The sequence below is a fragment of the Psychroserpens jangbogonensis genome, assembly GCF_000797465.1.
Classification (GTDB): domain Bacteria; phylum Bacteroidota; class Bacteroidia; order Flavobacteriales; family Flavobacteriaceae; genus Psychroserpens; species Psychroserpens jangbogonensis.
In genome coordinates this window covers 398,425-424,615 of record NZ_JSWG01000006.1, presented here as the reverse complement: position 1 = coordinate 424,615, position 26,191 = coordinate 398,425, and the positions used below count along the sequence as shown (strand labels likewise).

The window sequence follows — 26,191 nt, the reverse complement described above, 5'->3', positions numbered from 1 at the left end:
TCTAAAATTAATCAAAAATTAGTTGATATCTAAACCGAAGGTAGTTCTAAGAAGTTCAATATTAGGATTCTTTTCTTTAAGCTTTTCATATTTATCTTGGTCAGTGAAGACGTACTTCTTTGAAGCCTCTTCATTTACACTGATATCAAGTTTTAAATCGTAATTCTTTAAGGTCTTGCGTAAATACTCCATTAAAGGATATTGCGCTCTTTCTAATTCTACCTTGAGCGTCTCATTAGGAAAGGTGATTTTAATACTTGTATTATCAAGTTTAGGCGTATCCATTTCTAAAATAGAAGCCATAATTTTTTCTCCTTTTTTATGAAGTAGTTCGACATATGACTTCCATGTTTTGAGAAAAGCATCTTCTGTTACCTCTTCTTTTGGTAAATCTTCAACATCTATTACAACTTCCATCTGCCTAATGAGATGTTCCTTTTTTGCTTTTATACTTTTTAATGATAATCCAGAAGTTCTATGATCGTTTTTTAAGTCGATTTTGGGTAAAGGTTTATTGGCATGAGCCGCAACAACTTCTTTAGGCTTTTCTACCTTGTCGACTTCTTTAATTTCTAGATGATCTGAATTCTCTTTTACTTCTGTTTTCTTTGGAATAACAACAGGAATAGGAGTGATGCCTTTAGATTTAAAGTAAGAAGCAGGAATTATGTAATGTTTGCTATTTTTTTTTTCTCCATCAAAAGTGATAGAGGCTAATTGCATGATACATAGTTCAACAAGTAATCGTTGATTTCTACTGCTTTTGTATTTGAGATCGCAGTCGTTTGCGAGTTCTATACCTCTAACCAGAAAACTATGACTAGCCTTTCTGGACTGTTCTTGATATTTGAGTTTGGTATCATCACCAACTTCTAATAGCTCTAAAGTTTGTTCGCTTTGGCAAACTAATAAATCTCTAAAGTGAGAGGCTAGTCCAGCAATATAATGATGACCATCAAATCCTTTTGAAAGCGTTTCATTAAACTGAATTAACAACTCCGGAATTTTATTCTCGAGTATTAAGTCTGTACTTTTAAAATAGGTTTCGTAGTCTAGTACATTTAAATTTTCGGTAACGGCTTGTCTGGTTAGATTTTTACCAGAAAAACTCACCACACGATCAAAGATGGAAAGTGCATCACGCATGGCTCCATCAGCTTTTTGAGCAATGATATGTAAAGCATCATCTTCGGCAGTAATTCCTTGCTCTTGGGCTATATATGTTAAATATTTTTTGGTATCTGTAACAGTAATACGTTTAAAATCAAAAATCTGACAACGTGATAATATCGTTGGAATGATCTTATGTTTTTCAGTAGTTGCTAAAATAAAAACACAATGCTTAGGTGGTTCTTCTAATGTTTTCAAAAACGCATTAAATGCTGCTTGTGATAACATGTGTACCTCATCAATAATATAAACTTTGTATTTACCAACTTGAGGAGGAATTCGAACTTGGTCTGTTAAACTTCTAATATCATCAACAGAGTTGTTTGAAGCTGCATCTAATTCAAAGATATTAAACGCAAAATCTTCTTCTTCAGTTTCTGAGCCATCACTGTTTATCATTTTAGCCAGAATACGAGCACATGTTGTTTTACCAACACCACGTGGACCTGTAAATAATAATGCTTGAGCTAGGTGATTATTTTCAATGGCATTCAATAACGTATTGGTAATCGCTTGCTGACCAACAACGTCCTTAAACGTTTGTGGTCTATACTTTCGAGCCGATACGATGAAATGTTCCATTAAAAAAACTTAGAATACAAAGTTAAAAATTCAATGTAAAAACAGGAATTATGAGTCCTTATTTTAGTAAGAGTTATTAACAGTTTATGATATTAAATGTAGGCTAGTAGTCCATTAGTGATAAAAATCGTTCAACATCCTTAATACCAATGTCATTACCCATTCCAACTCCTGATATTATCTCTAAATCGGAGGCTTTATACACGAACGTAACAGGTACATTCATACTGGCAGTTTTAGCTGTAGTTTTTCCAGAAATATCTGTTCTAGTTTTTGTAAGTGGTCTTTGAGCTCTTACTACTTGTCTGAAAAACAGGATATCAGAATCTTTATTAAGTATAGCATCATCTATTTCTTCCTTAGAAACGATTTCATATTTAAAAGGATAAACATCATGTATTTTTTTTAGAAACTTTTTAGAAACATTAGCCTCATCAAAATAGACTGTTTTAGTTTCGAGTGAGTCATTTAGAAATTTAGAAGCATTTTTACCCATTTCTTTCATTTTGTTCTTATAGTCATTACCGATTTCAAGATCTATTTGTATGTTTTTTAATGAAAAAATTAAATCTGCCAAACCTAGATGTGGTGTAAACGCAAAATGTGTGGATACTTTATTTTCAACTAGTCCAATTAGTAAACTGTGATCAGGAGCGTTTCCTCCAAGCATTTTCTTCGTGTAATACAAATGAGCATACTTTTTAGCCTCATCTTTATCTTTGTAGATTGTTTTCCATTCATCTTTTGAAATATATCTAATATCTGTAGAGAATGTCCAAGCTAAATCTAATGCTTTCTTAATGTTTTCATTAAAATCGTCTAGCTCTCCTTCATCCCAAAGTACAACTAGTAAAGGTCTTTCACGCAAAGTTTCAACTTGCTTTACTGGTTTCTTTCCGAGTAATCCCAATTGAGCGTTTGCATTAAAACATACTAAAGAAATACATACACAGATTATAAGTATTTTCATATCTAATTTTTCTATTTTAATTTCAACTAATATAATAATTCTATTTTAATGATTGTTGTATTTTTGCGACTAGTAAATCGCCTTATCGATTCTAATTTATTAGGGTAGGAAAGTCCGAACACCATAGTGCAATCATAGTGGCTAACAGCCATCCATCGAGAGGTGAGGAAAAGTGCAACAGAAAGTATGTACAGGTTATGCTGTAGTGAAACCAGGTAAACTCTATGAGGTGCAATGTCATGTAAACTAGTGCTTGAGCGTACACGCGCGATGCTAGAGGGTAGGCAGCTAAAGTTTGCTGGTAACAGTAAGCGTAGATAAATGATAAGGGCTCTTTTGAGTACAGGATTCGGCTTATAGATTTGCTTAAATAAAAAAACCATCTAGAAATAGATGGTTTTTTATTTTGAAATGCCTGTAGTTATTCTTTTGTCGGAGAATAGCTTAAATCTGGTCTAATAGTTCCATTAACCTGGTCATATTTTGATGTTAATTGAATCATTTCAAAAAACACAGCGTCTTTCCCTTCTCCTAATAGTACATCGTTATCTTCTCCAGTTTGAGCAATATGCAATGCGCTTTTGCCAGCAACAGCAACCATGAAATAGCTTTCGTCACTTCCAAATCCGCTATGATATACATTGTAACCATTTTTGACACCTTTAGCAGTGAACAATTCTTTTATTTTTTCAATTGCATCACCAAGCGCACCTCCATTTTTTGGAGAATAGTAAAGGAAATGGTATTCACGTTCATTCATACCTTCTCTTGAATATCCTTCTGGATTATAAGATAGTCCAGGAAGGTAATGCACTATTTCATTACCATGTGCATCATAGCATTCATCCATTTTGTTAAGCATTGCTCCAACAGCCTCTTTTCCCATTTTTTCGCGTAATTCTGCCATTACATTAGTGTCTAATTCTGCCATATTATCTACTTGGGAAACATACATGTATCTACCGTCTTCAGTACTTACAGTTAGCCAACTCATATTCTTTACACCATGCTTTATGCAGTTGTCTTTTAGTTCTTTAGCTACTTGCTCATATTGAGCCAGTTTATCGAAATTGACAAAGTCTGTATGAACATTATACATAGTTGGCTCTTCGTCTTGAGCATAAGCAAAGTTGCAAAATAAAGTTACTACAACTAGTAGTTTTAAAAATTGTTTTACTGATTTCATATTGGTTGGTTTTAGTTAATTATTCATTTCAATTAGAACACGTCTAATACCATCCATAAATAGATTTAAAATAGAACATAGAATAGGGGAACATTAACTCAGAGAGTTAAAGTGGTGTGGAGATTACTAAATTACTAAAAAAAAACGACTTAAAATATAAGAAAAACCTTACGTAAATTTAAAGAAGCTAAAACAATTACCACCATAACCTTTAGAATGTGAATAGTTTTTTAAATGCGATATATCGGTATGTTTTGAATGCTCAACTATGAGTAATCCTTCTTCTTGTAAAAATTTATTTTGGAATATTAACTCAGGAATTTTTGAAAAATCTTCAACTGAAAAATTATAAGGAGGATCAGCAAAAATGACAGTAAATTCTTGTTTTGCCCTTTCTAGGTATTTAAAAACATCACTTTTAATAGTTGTGATAGACATATCTAAGTCTTTTGCTGTTTCGTTAATGAATTTAATACAACCGTGATTTTCATCAACAGCTGTTATTTCCTGTGTTCCACGAGATGCAAACTCATAACTAATATTCCCAGTGCCAGCGAACAAATCTAATACAGAAATATCATCAAAATAATACTCATTGTTTAAAATATTAAACAAGGATTCCTTTGCCATGTCTGTCGTTGGACGTACAGGTAGTTTTTTTGGAGCAGTTATTCGTCTGCTTTTAAATTGTCCTGAGATAATACGCATTAGTTAAAACTATTTAAGAGTATAAAGTTATTATGCTTTCCGCTGGGTTGTTTGCTAAAATTAAACTCATAGTTACAAAATGGTTCTAAAAAATCAACAAAACGAACATACTTATATACAATATTGAATAAGTCATCATCTTTATTTATCTGTCCAGATAGATGAATTTTTACAGTTTCGGGATCGAGTTTTAGTTGTTCGATTGAAAAAAGTATGTAATAGATAAAATCTTCTTTTGTGTTATAATCAAACGTATTGTAAAATATAAGATCTTTGTTTTTGGCCGCTATCATTTCAAAATGAAGGTTGCCTACATTTACATAAAGTTCAATGTCTTTATGTTTTGAAGAGTTTTGCAAAACAGACTCAATCAAAATGGTTGATGCATGTTTGTAGATGAAGCTCCCAAACGTCTCAAAAAGATAATTATTCACATTTACTAATGGCACATATACATTAGCGCTATCATTAATTGATATGGTGTCGTAATCAATAAAATCGGTCTTTAATATTTTAGCATTAAATTTTAAATAATCTGCTAAATGGTTTTCATTGAATAATGATTTTGGAACTAAAGTAGAAAGCTCATTTTGATAAATACATAAGACAGAATCAAATGTTTGATCAAAATCGGCATTAGATTCAATAATCGTTTTTAATTGTTTAAGCAACTCAAAAGGAGTTGATTTTTTTTCAAGCTGCATATGCTGAAGTCGCTCTATAGTATTTGTAGTGCGATTTAAAATGCAAAAAGAAAGTCCACTCAAACGAATTTGAATGGACAAGTCTTTAATAGTATTTGGTTTCAAACCTAATCTTCTTTTTTGGAGTTGAAACTTTTAGGCCAATTACCTTTAGTATAGACTTCGGTCATTGAACCAACTTTTAAGGTTGGACCATTAACACCATCTACAGCTACAACTTGCTTTTCTTTATTAACTAAGTTTTTGTTTTGATCGTGAAGAATAATTGATTTGTCAACCGATGCTTCAAAAACTGCGATATCTTCATCTGGTAACTTACCAGCATTTAGTTTAAATTTTTCTCCATTTTTTGTTCCAGGAACATTCATCATTGTTTTGTATCTATTATCTGCACCAAATATTGAATCTTTTACAGGAACAAAACCTAGAGTATCTATAATAACAATATCTCTAGTCGTTTCTACTCCACCATAACGCTTTGTCAATTCTTCATCAACTATAGTTGAATCTCTACGTTGTGTAATCGTGAATTTTGCAGTATCAATAAATTTTACTAATCCATCAAAATTATCTGAAAACTTACCAGTAACAGTTCTATGTGCTAATTGCGCATCTCTAATATCTTTTAGGTTTTCAATAACTATTTTGTAACGTTTTTCTTTTAGTTGATTAAATTTAATTTCACCATAAACAGAATCAAAAGTTAAATAACCTAAAAAGATAATTAATACCCAAAGTAAAAGATTGAGTATTGGTTTTATTTTTTTTGGCACAAATTTATCGATTAGCCAAACGATACCAACCGTAAGGATTATTAAACCTACAACCGTAAGAATTGCTGTTAACATAGTTAGATTATTTTATTAGTTATTTTTAGTAAAGGTATTACGCAAATCTACAATTTTTTTTTGTTCACAAAAATCTTAGAAACAAAAAAGAATTAAAAGTGTAAGATATAAAAATTGTTCCATATAAATTAAATTATGAAAACCATTTTAGGTCAGCTCATATTTAGTTTTATCTTGCATTCATAACGATATTCATATTACTTTGCATGACATCATCAGAATTTTATAAACTTCTAAACAAAAAGTTTCCTTTTGAACCAACGACCAAACAATTAATTGTTTTAGATCAATTATCTCAGTTTGTATATAGCGATGTGCCAAACAGTTTATACCTCCTAAAAGGTTTCGCAGGTACAGGAAAAACAAGTATAATAGGAACCTTAGTTTCTAACTTGTGGGAAACAAAAAGGAGTGCAGTTTTAATGGCTCCAACTGGTCGAGCTGCCAAAGTGATTTCAAATTACTCAAAAAAAGAAGCTTTTACAATTCATAAAAAAATATACTTTCCAAAAAAGGATAAAGGAGGAGGAGTAAAGTTTGTATTGCAACCTAATAAGCATAGAAACACAATTTTCATTGTTGACGAAGCATCAATGATTCCTGATATACCAGCAGATTCTAAACTTTTTGAAAACGGATCTTTACTTGATGATTTAATGCAATATGTATATTCTGGACATAAATGTAAGCTCTTGTTAATTGGTGATAAAGCTCAATTGCCTCCAGTAAAATCTGAGTTAAGTCCTGCTCTAAATTCAGAAATACTTAGTATGAATTATAATAAGGAAGTAACTAGTATTGAGTTGGATGAAGTGGTAAGACAAGAACAAGATTCTGGTATTCTGGAAAACGCAACTAAGCTAAGAGAGGTTCTTGATAATGAATTTTATGAGTCGTTTAAATTTAATGTCAATGGATTTAAAGATATTATTCGTTTAATTGATGGACAAGAAGTTATGGATGCCATTAATGACGCTTATAGTCAAAACGGACATGAAGAAACTGCAATTATTGTAAGAAGTAATAAACGTGCTAATCTTTATAATCAGCAAATTCGAAACCGAATTTTATTTAACGAAAATGAATTAACTGTTGGTGATTTTTTAATGGTTGTTAAAAATAATTATTTCTGGATTAAACCAACTTCTGAAGCTGGTTTTATAGCGAATGGAGATATCATTCAAGTCCTAGAGATTTTTTCAATTACTGAATTATATGGATTTCGTTTCGCTGAAGTCAAAGTGAAAATGGTTGATTATCCAAAAATGAGCCCTTTTGAAACGGTATTATTATTGGATACGATTGAAGCAGAAACTCCTTCTTTGCCATACGAAGAGAGTAATAGATTGTATCAGGAAGTGCAAAAAGATTATGAAGACGAAACTTCAAAATATAGAAAGTTTCTGAAGATTAAAGGAAATAGACACTTTAACGCATTACAAGTGAAATTCTCATACGCCATTACATGTCATAAATCACAAGGAGGTCAATGGCATACAATTTTTGTTGAACAACCTTATTTACCAAATGGAGTGGATAGAGATTATTTAAGATGGTTATATACAGCCGTAACAAGAGCAAAAGACAAATTGTATCTTATAGGCTTTAAGGACGAGTTTTTTGAAGATATTTAATGATGACAACTGAAACTATAATTAGTATTTTTTTAGGAATTGGACTTGCAGCTTCTGTAGGCTTTAGAGTTTTTGTGCCACTATTCGCATTGAGTTTAGCATCTTTTTTTAATGTTTGGGAGCTAAATGAATCTTGGGTATGGATTAGTAGTTTAACTGCTGTCATTACACTTGGTGTTGCAACTTTAGTTGAAATATTCGCATATTACATTCCATATATAGATAACGTTTTAGATTCTATAGCGATTCCATTGGCAGCAATTGCAGGTACAGCAGTTATGGTATCTACAGTTGCAGATTTAAGTCCTGCGATTACTTGGGCTCTAGCAATAATTGCAGGAGGAGGAACAGCTGCAGCAGTGGCAGGAAGTTCAGGAGCCACACGATTAGTGTCTACTGCAACTACTGGAGGAATTGCAAACCCTGTAGTTTCTACCATAGAAACAGGGACTTCTATCGTCATGTCTGTATTTTCAATTTTCATTCCAGTGATCGCTTTTATCTTTGTAATAATCATTTTATATGTCATTTTTAGGCTTTATAAAAAGATTAGACCAAGTCAGCCTTAAATTCCTTTAAAAGTTTTATTTTTGAATGAATTCTTTAACTATCCATGAAAATAATTTCAATGATACCTGCACGTTATAGTGCATCGCGATTTCCAGGCAAACTCATGCAGAATTTGGCAGGCAAGAGCGTTATCGTAAGAACTTATGAAGCTACAGTCGCTACTCAATTATTTGATGAAGTTTATGTAGTTACAGACAGTGAAATTATTTTTAATGAAATTGTTTCGAATGGAGGGAAAGCAATTATGAGTAAAAAAGATCATCAATCAGGTAGTGATAGAATCGCTGAAGCTGTTGAAGATCTTGATGTTGATATTGTTGTTAATGTGCAAGGTGATGAGCCTTTTACTGAACGAGAAAGCTTGGAAAAAGTTTTAAAAGCTTTTAAAGACGACCACAATAAAGAGATTGATTTGGCTTCATTAATGGTTGAAATTCATGATTGGGACGAAATTAGTAATCCTAATACGGTTAAAGTTATTGTTGATCAAAACAATTTTGCACTCTATTTTTCTAGAAGCCCGATTCCTTATCCAAGAGATAAAGAAGCTGGAACTCGCTATTTTAAACATAAAGGAATTTATGCTTTTAGAAAGCAAGCATTACTAGATTTTTACAAATTACCAATGCAGTTTATCGAAGCAACTGAAAAGATTGAATGTATTCGATATTTAGAATATGGGAAGCGAATCAAAATGGTTGAAACGACGGTTGAAGGTGTTGAAATAGATACTCCTGAAGATCTAGAACGCGCAAAAAAACTTTGGAATAATTGAATAAAGAATACAAAGACATAAAGGTAATAGGGTTTGATGCCGATGATACGCTTTGGGTAAATGAAACGTATTTTAGAGATGCAGAATTAGAATTCGCAAAGTTATTGGCTAGGTATGAAACAGCCAATAAAATTGATCAAGAGCTATTTAAAATGGAAATGGAAAACCTTCCGCTTTATGGTTATGGTGTCAAAGGATTTGTATTATCAATGGTAGAAATGGCTTTAGAATTATCTAACAATGAAGTTTCTAATTCAACAATTAATGCTATTTTGAACATTGGAAAAGACATGTTGAATAAACCTGTAGAATTGCTTGAAGGTGTTGAAGTAGCACTTAAAACCTTATCTAGTGATTATAGGTTAATTTTGGTGACAAAAGGAGATTTACTTGATCAAGAACGAAAATTAGATAAATCTGGATTAACAGGTTATTTTCACCATATAGAAGTGCTTAGCGATAAGCAGGAAGCTAATTATTCTAAATTATTAAATCATTTAGATATTAAGGCTTCTGAGTTTTTAATGATTGGAAATTCATTAAAATCCGATATTTTGCCTTTAGTAAATTTAAATGCAAAAGCAATTCATATACCTTTTCATACAACATGGTTACATGAACAGGTAAATGACGATGAAACAAAAAACAAAGCATATAAAACAGTACATAGTTTACTTGATGTCATTCAAGTATTAAACTAAAAATTAAAGCAAAGCTTTATTTAAGATTTTAAAACGAATGAGCTATAAAAATTATCCAATGGTGTCCAGAGTTGTATTTGGACGAGGCAGTTTTAACCAGTTAGGTGATATCATTGCACCTAAAAGGCAAAACATAAAAGCACCATTTATTTTTTTGGTTGATGATGTGTTTAAGGGCAATTCTTGGCTTACGTCTCGAATTCCTATTGCATATAATGATCAATTACTTTATATATCAGCAGATGAAGAGCCAAAAACATCTCAGGTTGATGAGTTGGTAGAACAAATTATACTTTCCCACAAAGATCGTCCTTCTGGGATTATCGGTATTGGAGGAGGTACAATTTTAGATCTCGCTAAAGCTGTTTCCATTCTTCTAACTAACAAAGGTGAAGCAAAAAATTATCAAGGCTGGGATTTAGTGAAATCACCAGCAATTTATCATGTTGGTATTCCTACAATTTCTGGTACAGGTGCAGAAGTGTCAAGAACGACAGTTCTCACTGGACCTCAAAAGAAGCTTGGAATTAATTCTGATCACACACCCTTTGATCAAGTTATTTTAGATCCAGAATTAGCTAAAGACGTTCCAAAAGAACAATGGTTTTATACAGGAATGGATTGCTATATTCATTGTATCGAATCTTTAAACGGTACGTATCTTAATGCTTTTAGTCAGAGTTATGGTGAGAAGGCTTACCAATTATGTCTTGAAATTTTCACGGAAGATAATTTATCAGTAGAAGATTCACAAGATAAACTCATGATGGCATCTTGGCATGGAGGAATGAGTATTGCATATTCTCAAGTTGGAGTAGCTCATGCCATGAGTTACGGTCTGTCTTATTTACTCGGCACTAAGCATGGTATTGGGAATTGTGTTGTTTTTGATCATTTAGAAGAGTTTTATCCTGATGGTGTAAAGCTATTTAAGCAAATGAAACAAAAGCACAATATTGAATTGCCTCAAGGCTTATGTTCTAATTTAGGTGATGATGAATTTGATATTATGATTGATGTTGCTTTAAGTTTAGAACCTCTTTGGATAAATGCTGTAGGGAAAAACTGGAAGCAAATTATTACAAGAGATAAACTCAAAAGTTTATATCAAAAGATGTAATATGCGTTGGTTAGCTAAATTTATCTATTTCAAACTTCTTGGTTGGGAAATTACAGGAAACACCAATTTCTCAAATAATACCATTAAAAAAGCAGTTATTATTGCTGTGCCTCATACAAGTTGGCATGATTTCTATATTGGTATAATATTGAGAAAAATTTCTGGAATTAAAACCAATTTTGTTGGCAAGAAGGAATTGTTTAAATGGCCTTTTGGTTGGTATTTTAGATATGTTGGTGGTGCTCCTTTAGATAGAACTTCAGGTCAAAACAAAGTACAAGCTATTGCGAAATTATTCGAAGGTAAAGATGAGTTTAGATTAACTCTTGCTCCAGAAGGAACTAGAAAAAAGGTAAAGGAGTGGAAAACCGGCTTCTATTATATCGCCAAGGAAGCTAAAGTGCCAATTATTATGTTCACTCTAGATTTTAAAAATAAAAGAAATAATATTTCCGAACCTTTTTACCCAACAGATGATATTGAAGCAGATTTTAAATTCATGAAATCCTTTTTTAAAGGCGTAGTAGGTAAAAAACCAGAATACTCTTAATGTCTTTTATTCAGCTCGAACTTATTTAATTTTAGAACTTATAGTTTCATTAATCGAATAATTTATGGTTTCATCTAAAAATCAACCACTTACAGTACTATGGCATAGTGTTTGGATACTACTAGTGTAGCCAATGCTGAAACATAAAGTAAACGTTGACGTCCCTAAAAAGAAACAGTTCTGGTTATAAATAAAGCTACCTCATTAATTTGAGCTAGCTTTCTTTTTTTCAAAATGATCTAATAGTTTATTCGTTTGTGCTTTTAGCTTATTACTGAAATATTTAGTTCTTCCTAAAATAAATCCTTTTAAACCTAATGCTTGTTTTGACCATTTATGTAAATTAAATGTGTCTGTATGTTTAATGATCTTTCCATCTTTAAACTCAAAACGTGCGTCAATGATATTGTGGACTTTTCTGCCTGTTTTACTAAATGTGTAAAAAGCTTGCCAAGAAGCAGAGCCTTCATTATTGTTAGAAGTAATGTTTGAAAATGTCACTTGGAAATCTTTGTTCTTTTGTGACTCACAAAGCATTCTCCACATATTCTTTGCGCGTTCTCCTTTTAAAACACCAAATGCAGGATCTTCAAATACGATATCTTCATGGTAACAAGATGCCATGGTTTCAGCATCTAGATTACTAAATGCATTGTAGAAAGTTTCAATTACGTTATTCATAAATTTTAATATGCATTAAAGTTACGAATTAGTTTAATACTTAATTATTGATTGAGTTATTATAGAATTGAAAAGCTTCTAAAATTAGTTCGTTGGGTGCTAAACAATCTATTTTAGGTTGACCTATAGCTTCTAGTAGAACAAAATTGATATTACCATGCTCATTTTTCTTATCGAATTTTAAAAACTCTATAATTGGAGCATAATCCTTGTCTTCGAAAATAACAGGCTTATAAATCATGTTAATTGCCTTCGTGATACTTTCTAAATCGTCTTTTGAAAAATTTAGTAATTCAGCAGACAAATAACATTCTAAAACCATACCTACAGCAACTGCTTCACCATGCAGTAATTCTTCTTTATGTTCAGATTCTAAGAAGTAAGATTCAATGGCATGTCCAAGTGTATGTCCAAAATTAAGATGCTTCCTAATACCTAGTTCATTAGGATCTTCAGTCACAATGTTTTTCTTAATAATCACAGATTCATAAATCAAATCATCTAAATCATTTAATGTAAGCTTTGATAAATCAGTTAAAGTTTCAAAATAAGCTTTGTCTTTAATTAAACCGTGTTTAAGCATTTCGGCTAAACCAGATTTCAATTGATTTTGAGGAAGTGTGTCTAAAAATGACGTGTCAATTAAAACGATATCTCCAGAGTTTATAATACCAATTTGATTTTTCACAGTGCCAAGATCTACTCCAGTTTTTCCACCAACAGAAGCATCGACCATGGCTAGTAAAGATGTTGGGATATTTATGTACTTAATCCCTCTTTTAAATGTACTAGCTACAAATCCTCCAAGATCTGTAACAACTCCACCACCAAGATTAAGTAAAATACTTTTCCGGTCAGCATTTAGATCAGATAAGGCATTCCAAACACCAACACAAGTCTCTATTGTTTTGTGCTGTTCTCCAGCATCAATCTCAATGATTTCCATTGCTATGTTCGCTTTTAACTGCGACATAAATGCTGTTAAGCAGTGCTCATGGGTATTAGTGTCAACAAGGATGAAAATCTTTGAAAAGTTATGCTTGTTTATATAACGATTCAGTTCTTCGTATCCTTTCGAATTAAAATGAACTTTATATGTTTCTGTTTCTATGGAATTCATCGCTATTAGTGTCTTAATAATAAAGTGGAAAATTAGCTGTTTTTAGTAAAATAATAACTACCGAATAATTATTTTTGTTATATATTTTTTTTAGATGAAAACAAATACACTTTTTGAAAACACTGAAGTTGCTTTTGCACTCAAAAACGATTCTCAGTTAGAACGAGCTTATTTCCTATTCAAGATGATTTCTCATCAACCTCTAGTTCGAATAGGAACAGCAGCAACAAATTTTGCTTTAAAAGCAAATTTGCCTGTTGAGGGCTTGATAAGGTCTACGGTGTTTGATCACTTCTGTGGAGGTGTAAATGAAGAAGATTGCATACCTGTCATAGACAAAATGTTTGCAAAAGGCGTGAGTTCCGTTTTGGATTATTCTGTTGAAGGTAAAGAGGAAGAGTCTACTTTTGATGAAGCAAGAGATAAGATACTAAAAATCATAAAGTTTGCCGATGAGAAAGAAGCAATGCCAATTGTTGTATTTAAACCTACAGGTTTTGGACGTTTTTATTTATACCAGAAAAAAGGAGAAGGAAAAGTATTTACTGATGCAGAACAAGAAGAATGGAATAGGATAGAAGCTCGTTTTGATGCTGTTTGTAGCTTGGCTAAAGAAAAAGATGTAGAGGTTTTAATTGATGGTGAAGAAAGTTGGATTCAAGATGCTGCTGATGAGCTCTGTGAAAATTTAATGCGAAAGTATAATGAAGGTAAGCCAATTGTTTACAATACCTTACAAGCGTATCGCTGGGATAGATTTGATTATTTAAAAGGAATTCATGAGCGCTCAAAATCACAAAACTATAAATTAGGTTTTAAGATTGTTAGAGGTGCTTATATGGAGAAGGAACGAATTAGAGCAGAAGAGAATGGATATCAATCACCAATTTGTGTAACCAAGCAGGTAACAGACAATAATTTCAACTCCTGCATGACCTATATTTTGAATCACCTTGATGCTATTTCATTATTTATAGGAACTCATAATGAGGAAAGCTGTTATTTGGCTATGGATCTGATGAATCAATTAGGTATTGACAAAAAGGATAATAATGTTTGGTTTGGACAACTTTACGGTATGAGTGATCATATAAGTTTTAATTTGGCAGAAAAAGGTTATAATGTAGCTAAATATGTGCCTTTTGGACCGGTTAAAGATGTTATGCCTTATTTGATTAGGCGAGCAGAAGAAAACACATCAGTTGCTGGACAAACGAGTAGAGAGCTCAATTTACTCAAGCAAGAAAAAAAGCGACGTAAACTTTAAACATAAAAAATCCGCAATTGATTAATATTGCGGATTTTTTCTTTTGTTATTTTATTTAAATGGGTTGTACCATTTCTTTTTTTGCTGTGGATTATTTCCGTAGCCATAACCATAACCTTTCTTTTTAACACTTCCATTGAGAAGCGTTACCATATTTGGCAAACGTTTTTCTTCATACATGGTTTGTGCAATATGCAATTGACGTTTATCAATATTATTGGCACTTACTACATAGATAAAAATATCAGCATGATCACAAATAAGTAAAGTGTCAGTAACTAAGCCAACAGCTGCTGTATCAACAATAATATAGTCATACTGTTTTTTTGCATTATCAAATAAATAGGTTACTCGATCGCTCATCAATAATTCAGCTGGATTAGGTGGAATTGCTCCAGATGGAATGACATCTAAAAATGAATTCTCAGGAGCCTTAATGGTTACGTCTTCAATATTTAAACTCTTATCTGAAATAAATTCGGTTAACCCTTTATCTGCTTTTATTTTTAAATAATCATTTACTCTTGGGACCCTAATATCTGTCTCTATAAGCAAAGTTTTCTTTCCCGAAAAAGAAAATGAACTAGCTAGGTTAGTCGCTGTATGTGACTTTCCTTCTTGAGCAGTAGTAGAGGTTACAAAAACAGTTTTACAATGTATCTCTGATTTTTGGAGCATAAAGTTAACATTCGTTCTTATAATTCTGAATGCTTCTGCTTTAGGCGAATAATCAACCTTTTTAACAACTTTATGTTTCAAATCAGATTTAGGAATATCTCCAATAAATGGTGCTTTGACTAATCGCAATACATCCTCTTTTGTCTGGACTTTGTTATCTATTAAATCTAAAGCGTAAATAAGTGATACAGGAATTATAAGGCCTAATAGTAATGAAGCTAAGTATATGATCCTCTTATTTGGTGACACAGGGTTATCATTTGTGTATGCATAATCGATAACTTTTGCATTGGCTGTTGACATACCCAAAGTGATAGCTGTTTCTTCACGTTTTTCTAATAAGTAAAGGTAAAGGGATTCTTTAATATCCTGTTGACGCTTAATGTCTCTAAACTGACGTTCTTTTCCTGGTGCCGAATAGATTTGTCCTCTAATTCTGCTGCCTTCACGATTAAGATTTTTTAAAGTGATTTCATTAGCAGATTTAATATTACCTAAACTCTGGTTCAAGTTGTTTTTTAATGCGTTGATTTGATCATTAAGTTTAACAACTGTTGGATTTTTATTACTTGAATTTTTTAATATTCGATCACGCTGTAATACTAAGTCGTTGTGACTTTTTGTGAGCTGTTTGACGTCACTAGTTCCAATTGCCATATCTGGTAATAGGTCTGAGTCTCTACTTTCATCATTGAGACTTTCAGTCATATATTCAGCCAATTGCAGTTGGTTATTAGTTTCACTGATTTTAGCATCAGTTTGACGTTCGCTTTCTAAAAAGATACTTGATTGTGAAGACAATGCTGTTAACCTGTTGTTCTTTTGAAGTTTTTCAGCAGTAAAATCGACCTGTTCTAATTCGTTTGATACAATATTCAATCGGTTAGTGATAAAATCTGAAGTGGTTTTAACGATTAACTCTTTATCGTAAATAACATCATCATTATATTTTTCAATGACTTTGTCCAATATCAAACGAGCTTTTTCTTTCACACTCTCTTTGAGCGATAAATTAATGACATTAGATTTTTCAGTAGTACTAATCTTAATTGCGCTTAAATAGGATTCGACAACGCTATGAATAGGTTTGATGCTAATTTCAACATAAGAGTCTGGATCAGCACCATAATTGCCAATATTTGGAGTTAATACAAATTCTCCAAATGTAGTTTCGACCTTATCACCAAAACTATGTGTAGTGGTTTCTCCATTAGAGAATTCAAAAAGTTTTTTGGTATTTACATTAGATAATTCAAATTTCTGGGCGGATATAATCTTTATAAATAATGATTTATTTATTTTCCCAATGAGTGAATCACTCATAAAGAAACTAATATTCATAGGAGGATTAGAATAGATTTCCCCCTGTTTTACTTTACCATGTACTGAATACTTAATATTTAATTTTAAGTCTTTTACAACTTCCGTTAGAATAGCACGTGACTTGATGACTTGTATTTCATCACTTACATTTGGAAGGGTAGTTGCTAATCCACCATTTTGCAGGGATGATATTTCAGCTAAACTTCGAGAGTTTTCATCTTCTTTTAATTTAATAGTTGCATTTGCTTGATATAAAAAAGTACTATATCTAATTTTCAAGAACGCAACAGCCAAAGCGATTAAAACACAAACCAAAATGAGTTTCCATTTTGAGAGGTACAGCTCAACTAAATTTATAACGGTGTCTTTATTTGTATCCATAACGCTTAGATTATTTAGAATTAATGAGTATGGCAGCAATGGTTGCTAAAGTAGCAACTGCAGAAATAATGACAGAGGTATTTTGGTTGTATGATGACTGACGCACTTGTGCTTTATTAGGTTCAACGTAAATCACATCATTTTGAGATAAATAATATACAGGAGAATTTACTACGTTAATTGATCTTAAATCAAGTTTTGCATACTTCTTTTTACCATTTACTTCTCGGATTAAAAAGACATTATCTCTTTTTCCATAAATAGTTAAGTCTCCAGCTAAACCTAAGGCTTCAGATAATGAAATTCGTTCATCTTGTATGGTATATGTTCCTGGTCTATTTACTTCGCCTAAAACGGTAACAGTGAAATTGATAAGTCTAATATTTACAATAGCATCTCTAACATATTCTCTGAGTCTTTCTTTAAGCATTTCAGTTGCTTGTGTTCTCGTCAGTCCACTTACAGTTAACGTTCCAAGAACTGGAAATTCAATACTACCACTTGGATCGACCAAATACGTTTGCCTCATAAGGCTTCCGTTTGCGTTTAAATTTGAACCATTAGTATCTCCATAAGAGACAGGAGCCAAATTAAACGGCATTACAGCAGCAGGCTCGATTGATGACACATCAATGGTAAGTATATCATTAGTTTTATAAGTTAATTCGACCATATTGTCTAATTCACTTTCTGTATTTAGTGGTTCATCTTGAAAATAAACAATATCTTTTCTCGAAGCACAAGATGATGCTATTACAAAAATAAAAATTGATAAAAGTTTGATTGTGTGGTTTAGGTTGAAATTTGTATTCATTTTTTTTTGTTTAGGAGCATTTATTATTTTTTCGAATCTAATACTTCAAATTTTGAATTATTAGAAATGTATTCTGGTAGGATATGTTTTATAAGTGAGACAACTTCTAGATTTTGAACCCTTGAATTCACTACACATAAGTTGTCGATTTTTTCAGAAATCTCATTAGCATCAATAACTATTGTTTTAGCTATCATGATTTTTTCATGATACGTTTGTCTTGTTTTTTCACCATCAGCTAAAAGTTCTTCATATATTTTCTCACCTGGTCGTAAACCAGTTATTTTAATATCAATATCTTCAGGATAACGCAAACCTGATAAGATAATCATGTTTTTGGCAAGGTCATAGATCTTAACGGAGTCTCCCATATCAAATACAAATATTTCCCCACCATTACCCATTGTAGCAGCCTCTAATACTAATTGGCAAGCTTCAGAAATAGTCATGAAATATCTCGTAATATCTTCGTGGGTTACTGTTAATGGACCTCCAGAATCAATTTGTTTCTTAAATAATGGTATTACAGATCCATTTGATCCTAATACGTTACCAAATCTAGTTGTAATAAACTTTGTTTGGCCTTTGCCTTGTAAGCAATTTACGTATAGCTCAGCAATACGTTTGGTTGCTCCCATAACATTAGTTGGATTTACCGCTTTATCTGTGGATATAAGGACAAATTTATTAACGCTGTGCTTTACAGATAGGCTAGCCATGTTTTTAGTACCACCAATATTCACACTTACGGCTTCATATGGATTATTTTCCATTAAAGGAACATGTTTGTAGGCTGCAGCATGAAAGACAATTTTTGGTCTATAAATAGTAAATAGACTATCCATTCTCTTTTTATCTCGAACATCAGCAACTATAGCTATGAAATTTTTAATACCTTTTTGAATAAACTCTTGTTGAAGTTCATATAATGCAGATTCGGCAGTATCTATTAATATTAATTTTTTATAAGCGTAACTCGTTGCTTTTCTAGCAATTTCGCTACCAATTGAACCAGCAGCTCCAGTAATAAATATTATTTGATTTTCATATTCATGAACTAATGCAGGATTAATAATTGTAATAGGTTCTCTACCTAAAAGATCCTCAATTTTCACATCCTTTATTTGACCAACACTTAAATCTCCATCAATCCATGTTTGAACTGGAGGGACTATTTTAACCTTTAATCCTAATTCAAAAAGTCTACTTGATATTTCTAGAAGCCTTGTAGGTTCAATGTTTTGTATCGAAATCACAACCTCTTCAATGGCCTGTTTTTCTATTAATTCGGGAGTTAATTTCTCTAAACTGTATACGTATAATGTGTTTATTTTTTTTCCTACTTTACTCTGATTATCATCGATAAACGCAATTACTTCATGACTATTTTTTGGATCATTTGTAATAGCATCATAGGTAAGCATTCCTGAGTTTCCAGCTCCATAGATCATCACCCGTTTATTGTTTTTAAAATCCTGCATTAAACTATTGTACATAGATTTTATAAATAGTTTAAACCCAATTAGGAATAAAATATTTAGCATCAAGTGGATATAAATAACAGACCCAGAGATATTAAAAATACTTTGGTAGTGAAGTTTTCTACTTAAAAATGTAGTAACAATTAGGATAGTGGCTAAAATGTTTACTCCAATAATGATATTCACGACATCTTTAAATCCTGTAAACCTTACCACGCCTTTGTATGAACCTACAAATAAGAAACTAATAAAAGCAGCTAGAAAAACAAAAGGCATTTGCTTAAACATAACTACAATATCAAAATCCATTTTAAAATTAAAACGGATGACATAGGCGATAACAAACGTAAACACCACTACGACAAGGTCGAATAGCATTACCAACCATCTTGAGGCATATTTTTGCGATATGTTTTGAAGTTGACGTTTTAACATGCTCTAAAATACGTTTTTATTGCAGAAATCACTCTATTCAATTCATTTTCAGTTAAGTTTGAACCACTAGGCAAACATAAGCCTTTTTTAAATAGGTTATCTGAAACACCATTTATATAGCTTGGGTAAGCTTGAAAAACCGGTTGCTGGTGCATTGGTTTCCAAAGAGGTCTTGATTCTATATTGGCTTCTAATAAATTCAATCTCAGACCTTCTCTTATATCTTCTGATGGTAATAAAAAGCAACTTAACCATCTATTAGAAAACAAACCTTCTGGTTCATCTAAAAATGAAATCTCTTGAATATGGTTAAGGCTAGCCTTATAGGTTTCGTGATTTTTTCTTCTTGATGAAACACGCTGGTCTAACACTTCCATTTGACCTCTACCAATTCCAGCTAAAACATTTGAAAGTCTATAGTTGTAGCCAATTGATGAGTGTAGATATTCAACAGCATTATCTCTTGCTTGGGTAGCTAAAAATACTGCCTTTTCTTTAAGTGCGTTATCTTTTGTAACTAAAGCACCACCTCCAGAAGTTGTAATAATTTTATTTCCGTTAAATGATAGAATAGACAGATCTCCAAACGTACCACATTTCTTGTCTTTATAAGTGCTTCCTAATGCTTCAGCACTATCTTCAACTACCGGAATATTGTATTTTGATGCAATATTGTGAATTTCATTTGCTTTGTAAGGCATTCCATATAAATGCACTGGAATAATAGCTTTTGGTTTTTTTCCTTTTTTAATTCGGTCTTGAATTGCTGTTTCTAACATTTCAGGACACATATTCCATGTCTCATTTTCACTATCAACAAAAATGGGAGTTGCGCCTTGATACACAATTGGGTTTGCGGATGCTGAAAATGTTTTGCTTTGGCAAATTACTTCATCACCTTGTTTAATTCCCAAAAGTATAAGTGCTAAGTGCAATGCAGCTGTACCCGAACTCAATGCGGCTACTAAACTACCGTCTTTAAGATATCTTTGTAGATCAGATTCAAAACCATCAACATTAGGACCAAGAGGAGCAATCCAATTAGTCTCGAAGGCATTGTTAACATAAGATTGCTCATTACCACCCATGTGAGGTGATGACAACCATATTTTAGATTCCATAATCAAAATTGTTAAGTAAGTTTATTACTATTCAATATTTTCGTTAAGTGAGGGATTTGGGCTTGAAAATTCGGGCTTAAACCAGAACCTTCGTGATAAAGATGCATTAATACAGTTTGACTAACCAAATAAAAACGATAAAAAACAATTTTTCACGTTAACTTATATTCAGTTTATTAAGAAATGACCATATTTTACTATTGAGTAGCTTTAATTTTATTAGTAAGTCCAGTCATTGTTTCGCTTTGAAATCCATAAGTCTCATTTAGAGACTTGTAGGTTTTAAAAACCTCTTCAAGTGTGGAGAAATTCTCATCTGTTTGTGCTCCAAAGTTATGAGGATGCCACCAAAGGTGAAACATTTCGTTCTTTTTTGCTGCGTGAGTCATTGCACGTTTTATTCGCTTCAATTTAAAAGGTTCAAACATTCTAAATTTATAACTATATGCTCTAAGCAATCTACTAGAAGGCAAGTTGATTACCTTACTGCTTTTATTAATTTTTATAACATCATAGGTATTTGGTCCAGTAATACTTATGTAGGCATCTAAAAATTTTAATAATTTAAGAATAAACCAGTTTTTATAGAATTTTGTAGTATGTATGTTATATATAAATGAATTTTCTTTCCCTCGAAAAGATGTGATCCCATGCTTGTTTAGAACATTGAGTAGAGGTTTGTCACTTGGTTTATGAGCGTCTATCATGTTTCTTGGGAAAACGAGACTTTTAACCTCTATACCTTTTGATTTTGCAATACTTACAGCTGAATTAATATCGTCATCAAATTGTTCAATAGTTTGTCCTGGTATATGACAATAATAATGGCAATACGTATGTGTTCCTATTTCATGATTACCATTGTTTTGAATTTTGTTTACTCCAGAAAGCCCGTAATGAAACGGATCATCATTTTCGTTATTTCCGATACCATCTAAAAGAGGGTAAGGACTTAACTTTTCATTTAAATAGGTTGGTTTGTTTATTGGAATATAATCAAACAGTTCTTTTTTGTCTTTGGCAAATAAAAAGCCTACAGTCGAAAATGTAATCTTTACATTATATTTGTCACTTAGCGCAAGAAGCCGATCAATAACTTTTCCAACATTTGACAAGTTTTCTTTATACTCTTCAACAGTTCTTTTATCAAAAACTCCCCAATGAATCTCATAATCTAGAGAAATAACAAAATGACCTTTCATAACATTGTTTATATTCGAGCCAAATGTAAATAAAATAAGAAGATTATTTTTGATTCTTTAAATTGAATATAATTTATCAAAAATGTTACTTTTGTATTGAATTTAGGGAAACCAATCTATCTGAATGAAAATCAACCCTTTTACTTCTTCAACTTTTGTGAAAATTTGGTCTAAACACTTTAATGGATCAAGAGAACCTTTCTCATTTGAATTTATATCTGATGTTAAGTTTTTTAAGCATTCTTTTTTGCCAATTTATGAGAATATTGGAAAAAACTTAACCAAAGGAATATTTTATAATATAGATTATTCTAAATCAGATTATAAAGGGAAAACGTTATTGATATATGATGTGCCTCAATATTTTAATGTAAAAGAATTTAACACGTCTACGGAATCGTCACTTAAACTTAAAAAGATTTTCCAGTACCAAGGGTTTTTAATGGATATATCTTCTTTTGAGAATCAAGATGATTATATAAATTCACAATTCAGTTCAAAAAACAGGAGAGAGTTTAGGGCCAATATGAGAAAATTAGAAGCCTGTTTTAATATTAGGTATTCGTTCTTACATGGTGAAATTTCTCAATCTGAATTTGATGTTGTTTTTAATCAGTTTTATGACCTTTTGAATAAACGTTTTGACGGTAAACAAACTAATTACCATCATTTGAGCTCTGAAAAATGGAGTTATTACACTCAGCTTGTATATGAAATGTTTCAAGAAAAAAAGGCTTCATTGTTGATTGTATATAGAGACGAAACGCCTATTGGGATTACCTTAAATTTTCATTCTGAGGATGTGTTATTTGAAACTATTACAGTATTTGATCCAGATTACTATAAATTCAGTGTTGGTAAGACATCAATTATTAAATTATTAGAGTGGTGTTTTGAAAATAATTACAGAATTTCAGATTTTTCTAAAGGCGATTTTGATTATAAACATAAGTGGAGTAATGTAGCTTATGATTTTGATTATCATGTGTTATACGATTCAGGGTCATTAGTTTCTATAGTTACTGCGAATTATATTGAAACTTATTTTAGATTAAAGCTATTCTTGAGACGCAAGAAAGTCAATGAGTTGTACAGAAAGTATAAGTATATTCTAAAAGGGGGAAAAGGAGATGTTAAATCAACTATAAATCAAGTTGTTAAATTTGAAAAACTTGAAGAATTTGATGCTTTATCTTCAAATTACATCGACGTAAATTATACTGAGGAATCTAATGATTTTCTACTTCAATACGTATATACGTTTGGATTTGCAAATCCGGAAGCTATTAATAACATAAAAGTATATAAGAATTCATATAAGACTAATGAATTTATAATCTCTGGTTCAAAAAAAGCGCAGCGAATTACTTTTAGTTCGTAGATTTAATTTCCAGCATTCTATCACATTTTGAGAACATTTTTCCAGCCTTATATTGATTGAATTTCGAGACATCTGTATTGCCTTTTAACCATTCAATATAGATTGCTGTAGTATCAATTCCTGCTTCATGTGAGAAGGGATAACCTCCTCCAAATCTTGGATTTAACTCAAGAACGTAAAGTTCGTTATTGGCAACAAATACATCGCAATCTACATTTCCTACATGTTTTAGGTTTTCAGAAATAATTCTACCAATATTTTCAAATTTGGAATCAATAACAGATACAGCTTTGTCAGTTTCACCAGAACGCATATTAACTTTCTCTCTTACAAAAGTGCCGTAATAATTACCTTCGAAATCATTAACGATATCCATACCAAATTCTTGACCATTCATTTTTTCTTGAATAAGAATAGCGTTATCAAGATCTTGTTCGCTAGCAGTGTTAAGAATAGACTTTTTCAATTTTATATGCTGAAGTTTAAAAGCCAAATCTAGCTCTTCTTCAGTTTCTGGAAAATCAATTCCAATGGATGCACTTCCCCAACGAGGCTTTACTACAAGAGGGAATTTAAGATTTCCATTATAAATTTCTTCTTTCGCTATTTTAAGAGAGGTATAAGTTTGAGGAGTTTTTAAGCCGATTTCTGATATAAAATCAAACGTTTTCATTTTATCAAATGCAATGTCAATAACACTTTCACTTGAAATGATAACTTTAACACCAGTTTTTTCTAAATCAACTTTATGCTTTGATAAAATAGGTAACTCTAGGTCATTAAGGGAAATTATAGCATCAATTTGATGTGCTATGACGATATCTTTTAAATCTGTAATATAATTGTCATCATAAATGCTTGGTACAACAATAGCAACGTCAGCATCAACCATAGCAGGAGCAGAGGTGCTCATGTCAGCAGTAAAAATTTGGCCTTGACCTTTTATGGCTTCTTTAAAATAATTAATCAAATAATTACGTCGACCTGCACAAGTAAAAAGTAAATTTAAACTCATTTATATATTTTGGTTAGTTTCTGTACCCATAAAATCAGGTACAATATCATTATCTACACTATAAATTCCATCTTTCTTAAAAACTTTATAGATGGTTAAAAATATAATTTTTATATCTAATTTTAAAGAAATGTTGTTTACATACCAAACATCATATTCAAACTTTTGCTCCCAACTTATGGCATTTCTTCCATTTACTTGAGCCCAACCTGTAATTCCTGGTTTGATATTGTGTCTTTGTTTTTGAAATTTATTATATCTAGGTAAGTATCTAATTAACAAAGGTCTTGGGCCAATTAAACTCATATCGCCTTTTATAACATTTAATAATTGTGGAATTTCATCTAAGGAATACTTTCTTACAAAAATTCCAGTTTTTGTTAGACGATCTCCTGGAGGAAGAAGTTCTCCACTGGCATCTTTTTTATCATTCATTGTTTTGAACTTGATAATCTTAAAGATGCGTTCATTTTTTCCTGGTCGTTCTTGAAAAAAGAATGCGCTACCATTGTTTTTTACGAGTAATACAATCCAAACTATAATAAAAATAGGGAAGGCAAGCAAGAAGCCAATGCTCGCTGTAACTAGGTCTAATAGACGTTTTATGACATTTCCATATAGTTTCATTACGTTAGATTTTGATAGGTTTTTAGTATTTCATTCCAAACAAATTCCTGCTTATAGCGTTCAATAATTCTAGTACGTGTATGTGCAATCATGGCTTGACGTTTTTTAGGAAAATCAATCATAAACTGCATGGCATCTTCGATTGCCTTAGCATCTTTCACAGGAATGATTAACCCGTTCATATTGTTTTCTATTATTTCATTGCAACCGTTTATATTGCCAACAATACAAGGCAATCCCATACAACTTGCTTGAAGTACAACATTTGGGAAACCTTCACGATAACTAGGGAAAGTGAGTACATTTGAAATAGCAACATAAGGTCTAATATCTTTTTGCATACCAACAGCTAGAATCTGTTTATTAGCTTTTATTAAGGTTTCAGTTTCTGGCAATAAAGGATCTAAGTGATTTTCTCTAGGACCAACTAATATGAGTTTACAATTGTTATTCTTTTCTGTTAAGGAATTAAATCCAGCTACAAGTTCATTAATCCCTTTATCTCTTACAATTCGTCCTATAAATATAAAAACAACGTCTTCTTTAGAAATATTTAATTCTGTTTTTAGAATTGCTTTAACGTCTTCAGTAACTAGATCGGTATCATAGTGTTCGGTATTAATTCCATTAGAGCTTCCATTACCAATTACCTTGAGTTTATTTGGTTTTGTAAACTTGTAGTCTAAAATAATTTGTTCTAGTCCAAAAGAATTTGGAAGAATACCTGTCGCACAACGATAAGTGAATTTTTCAACAACATTTAATAATTTACGCTTATTGCCAGTTGCTTCGAGCAAAGGTAAACCTGCAATAGTGTGTAAACGATGTGGGACACCAGCTAACTTAGCCGCAAGCATTCCTACAGTTCCTGCTTTAGGTGTATGTGTATGAACTATAAAGGGTTTTTCAGCTTTAAAAAAATTATAAAGTTGATATACAGCTTTTAGATCTTTAAAAGGCGTGATTGTTCTTGTCATTTCAACGACATGAGTTCTAATGCCTTCATTTTGATTTACTTCATTTAATGCATCTCCAGCACCTGAAACACCTATAACTTCATAATACTTGCTCATAAACAGCGACTGTCCTCTTAAGAGAGTTCTTAAGGATGAAGGAACTGTTGTTATACGTATTAACTTTTGCATTA

24 protein-coding genes and 1 other RNA gene are annotated in these 26,191 nt (G+C 31.7%); 9 read left to right on the top strand and 16 right to left on the bottom strand.

Translation table 11 applies throughout. The annotated features are described in order from the left end of the window. Positions 1 to 18 precede the first annotated feature (18 nt). Together dnaX and RH81_RS05265 are read right to left on the bottom strand one after the other, a co-directional pair. Positions 19 to 1,752 carry a DNA polymerase III subunit gamma/tau gene (dnaX, locus tag RH81_RS05270; protein WP_033958654.1) on the bottom strand — a complete coding sequence of 578 codons (1,734 nt, stop codon included), beginning with the start codon at positions 1,750 to 1,752 and terminating at the stop codon, positions 19 to 21. 103 nt (positions 1,753 to 1,855) lie between these two features. Then, positions 1,856 to 2,722 carry a hypothetical protein gene (locus RH81_RS05265; protein ID WP_033958652.1) on the bottom strand — a complete coding sequence of 289 codons (867 nt, stop codon included), beginning with the start codon at positions 2,720 to 2,722 and terminating at the stop codon, positions 1,856 to 1,858. Between the two features lie 69 nt (positions 2,723 to 2,791). Between RH81_RS05265 and rnpB the strand changes: the two genes are divergently transcribed. Beyond that, positions 2,792 to 3,095: RNase P RNA component class A (rnpB, locus tag RH81_RS16380), an RNA gene on the top strand. 48 nt (positions 3,096 to 3,143) lie between these two features. Here rnpB and RH81_RS05260 read toward each other — a convergent pair. The 4 genes from RH81_RS05260 to RH81_RS05245 form a co-directional block, all read right to left on the bottom strand. Further along, the gene (locus tag RH81_RS05260) at positions 3,144 to 3,908 is read right to left on the bottom strand and encodes a hypothetical protein (RefSeq protein WP_033958651.1); all 765 of its coding nucleotides are present in this window, start codon (positions 3,906 to 3,908) and stop codon (positions 3,144 to 3,146) included. Between the two features lie 168 nt (positions 3,909 to 4,076). After that, the gene (locus tag RH81_RS05255; RefSeq protein ID WP_033958650.1) at positions 4,077 to 4,616 is read right to left on the bottom strand and encodes an RsmD family RNA methyltransferase; all 540 of its coding nucleotides are present in this window, start codon (positions 4,614 to 4,616) and stop codon (positions 4,077 to 4,079) included. After that, complete coding sequence (locus RH81_RS05250) at positions 4,616 to 5,425, bottom strand: DUF3822 family protein (protein WP_033958648.1); 810 nt, start codon at positions 5,423 to 5,425, stop codon at positions 4,616 to 4,618. Before RH81_RS05250 ends, RH81_RS05255 begins: the two co-directional genes overlap by 1 nt. Before the next feature lie 2 nt (positions 5,426 to 5,427). Further along, positions 5,428 to 6,168, bottom strand: coding sequence for a hypothetical protein (locus RH81_RS05245; protein ID WP_241478958.1), 741 nt, complete (start codon positions 6,166 to 6,168; stop codon positions 5,428 to 5,430). Between the two features lie 206 nt (positions 6,169 to 6,374). On the opposite strand from RH81_RS05245, the gene RH81_RS05240 reads away from it, so the two are divergent. From RH81_RS05240 to RH81_RS05215, 6 genes are read left to right on the top strand one after another with little or no spacing between them, the layout of a single operon-like run. Continuing rightward, on the top strand, positions 6,375 to 7,802 hold the full coding sequence (locus RH81_RS05240) for an ATP-dependent DNA helicase (protein ID WP_033958645.1): 1,428 nt from the start codon (positions 6,375 to 6,377) through the stop codon (positions 7,800 to 7,802). A gap of 2 nt (positions 7,803 to 7,804) precedes the next feature. Continuing rightward, on the top strand, positions 7,805 to 8,371 hold the full coding sequence (locus RH81_RS05235; RefSeq protein WP_033958639.1) for a DUF4126 domain-containing protein: 567 nt from the start codon (positions 7,805 to 7,807) through the stop codon (positions 8,369 to 8,371). A 44-nt stretch (positions 8,372 to 8,415) separates the two neighbouring features. Further along, the gene (gene kdsB / locus RH81_RS05230; RefSeq protein WP_033958638.1) at positions 8,416 to 9,147 is read left to right on the top strand and encodes a 3-deoxy-manno-octulosonate cytidylyltransferase; all 732 of its coding nucleotides are present in this window, start codon (positions 8,416 to 8,418) and stop codon (positions 9,145 to 9,147) included. Continuing rightward, a complete protein-coding gene (locus tag RH81_RS05225; RefSeq protein WP_033958636.1) occupies positions 9,144 to 9,848 on the top strand; it encodes an HAD family hydrolase in 705 nt (234 codons plus the stop codon). The genes kdsB and RH81_RS05225 overlap by 4 nt, the downstream gene beginning before the upstream one ends. Before the next feature lie 37 nt (positions 9,849 to 9,885). Further along, complete coding sequence (locus RH81_RS05220) at positions 9,886 to 10,968, top strand: iron-containing alcohol dehydrogenase family protein (protein WP_033958634.1); 1,083 nt, start codon at positions 9,886 to 9,888, stop codon at positions 10,966 to 10,968. Position 10,969: 1 nt separating this feature from the next. After that, positions 10,970 to 11,518 (top strand): 1-acyl-sn-glycerol-3-phosphate acyltransferase, encoded by a 549-nt coding sequence (locus tag RH81_RS05215; RefSeq protein WP_033958633.1) that lies wholly within the window; start codon positions 10,970 to 10,972, stop codon positions 11,516 to 11,518. 204 nt (positions 11,519 to 11,722) lie between these two features. Here RH81_RS05215 and RH81_RS05210 read toward each other — a convergent pair whose 3' ends face one another. After that, on the bottom strand, positions 11,723 to 12,199 hold the full coding sequence (locus tag RH81_RS05210; protein ID WP_033958631.1) for a nuclear transport factor 2 family protein: 477 nt from the start codon (positions 12,197 to 12,199) through the stop codon (positions 11,723 to 11,725). A gap of 40 nt (positions 12,200 to 12,239) precedes the next feature. Continuing rightward, on the bottom strand, positions 12,240 to 13,319 hold the full coding sequence (aroB, locus tag RH81_RS05205; protein WP_033958629.1) for a 3-dehydroquinate synthase: 1,080 nt from the start codon (positions 13,317 to 13,319) through the stop codon (positions 12,240 to 12,242). Between the two features lie 94 nt (positions 13,320 to 13,413). On the opposite strand from aroB, the gene RH81_RS05200 reads away from it, so the two are divergent. After that, entirely contained in the window at positions 13,414 to 14,586 is a 1,173-nt protein-coding gene (locus RH81_RS05200; protein ID WP_033958625.1) for a proline dehydrogenase family protein, read from the top strand. A 51-nt stretch (positions 14,587 to 14,637) separates the two neighbouring features. Here RH81_RS05200 and RH81_RS05195 read toward each other — a convergent pair whose 3' ends face one another. The 5 genes from RH81_RS05195 to RH81_RS05175 all read right to left on the bottom strand — a co-directional run bounded on the left by RH81_RS05195 (position 14,638) and on the right by RH81_RS05175 (position 22,021). Then, the gene (locus RH81_RS05195; protein WP_033958621.1) at positions 14,638 to 16,968 is read right to left on the bottom strand and encodes a GumC family protein; all 2,331 of its coding nucleotides are present in this window, start codon (positions 16,966 to 16,968) and stop codon (positions 14,638 to 14,640) included. A 10-nt stretch (positions 16,969 to 16,978) separates the two neighbouring features. Beyond that, positions 16,979 to 17,782 (bottom strand): polysaccharide biosynthesis/export family protein, encoded by an 804-nt coding sequence (locus tag RH81_RS05190; protein ID WP_033958620.1) that lies wholly within the window; start codon positions 17,780 to 17,782, stop codon positions 16,979 to 16,981. 23 nt (positions 17,783 to 17,805) lie between these two features. Beyond that, positions 17,806 to 19,698 (bottom strand): polysaccharide biosynthesis protein, encoded by a 1,893-nt coding sequence (locus RH81_RS05185; RefSeq protein ID WP_033958615.1) that lies wholly within the window; start codon positions 19,696 to 19,698, stop codon positions 17,806 to 17,808. After that, on the bottom strand, positions 19,692 to 20,819 hold the full coding sequence (locus RH81_RS05180; RefSeq protein WP_033958611.1) for an aminotransferase class I/II-fold pyridoxal phosphate-dependent enzyme: 1,128 nt from the start codon (positions 20,817 to 20,819) through the stop codon (positions 19,692 to 19,694). The genes RH81_RS05185 and RH81_RS05180 overlap by 7 nt, the downstream gene beginning before the upstream one ends. Before the next feature lie 197 nt (positions 20,820 to 21,016). Continuing rightward, positions 21,017 to 22,021 carry a polysaccharide deacetylase family protein gene (locus RH81_RS05175; protein WP_033958610.1) on the bottom strand — a complete coding sequence of 335 codons (1,005 nt, stop codon included), beginning with the start codon at positions 22,019 to 22,021 and terminating at the stop codon, positions 21,017 to 21,019. A gap of 124 nt (positions 22,022 to 22,145) precedes the next feature. Here RH81_RS05175 and RH81_RS05170 point away from each other — a divergent pair, with 124 nt between their 5' ends. Next, a complete protein-coding gene (locus RH81_RS05170; protein ID WP_052172425.1) occupies positions 22,146 to 23,402 on the top strand; it encodes a GNAT family N-acetyltransferase in 1,257 nt (418 codons plus the stop codon). Here RH81_RS05170 and RH81_RS05165 read toward each other — a convergent pair. From RH81_RS05165 to RH81_RS05155, 3 genes are read right to left on the bottom strand one after another with little or no spacing between them, the layout of a single operon-like run. Beyond that, a complete protein-coding gene (locus tag RH81_RS05165) occupies positions 23,392 to 24,417 on the bottom strand; it encodes an ATP-grasp domain-containing protein (protein ID WP_033958608.1) in 1,026 nt (341 codons plus the stop codon). The genes RH81_RS05170 and RH81_RS05165 overlap by 11 nt on opposite strands. Further along, complete coding sequence (locus RH81_RS05160; RefSeq protein WP_033958607.1) at positions 24,418 to 25,044, bottom strand: sugar transferase; 627 nt, start codon at positions 25,042 to 25,044, stop codon at positions 24,418 to 24,420. Next, positions 25,044 to 26,189 (bottom strand): glycosyltransferase family 4 protein, encoded by a 1,146-nt coding sequence (locus RH81_RS05155; RefSeq protein WP_033958606.1) that lies wholly within the window; start codon positions 26,187 to 26,189, stop codon positions 25,044 to 25,046. Before RH81_RS05155 ends, RH81_RS05160 begins: the two co-directional genes overlap by 1 nt. Between the last annotated feature and the right edge of the window lie 2 nt (positions 26,190 to 26,191).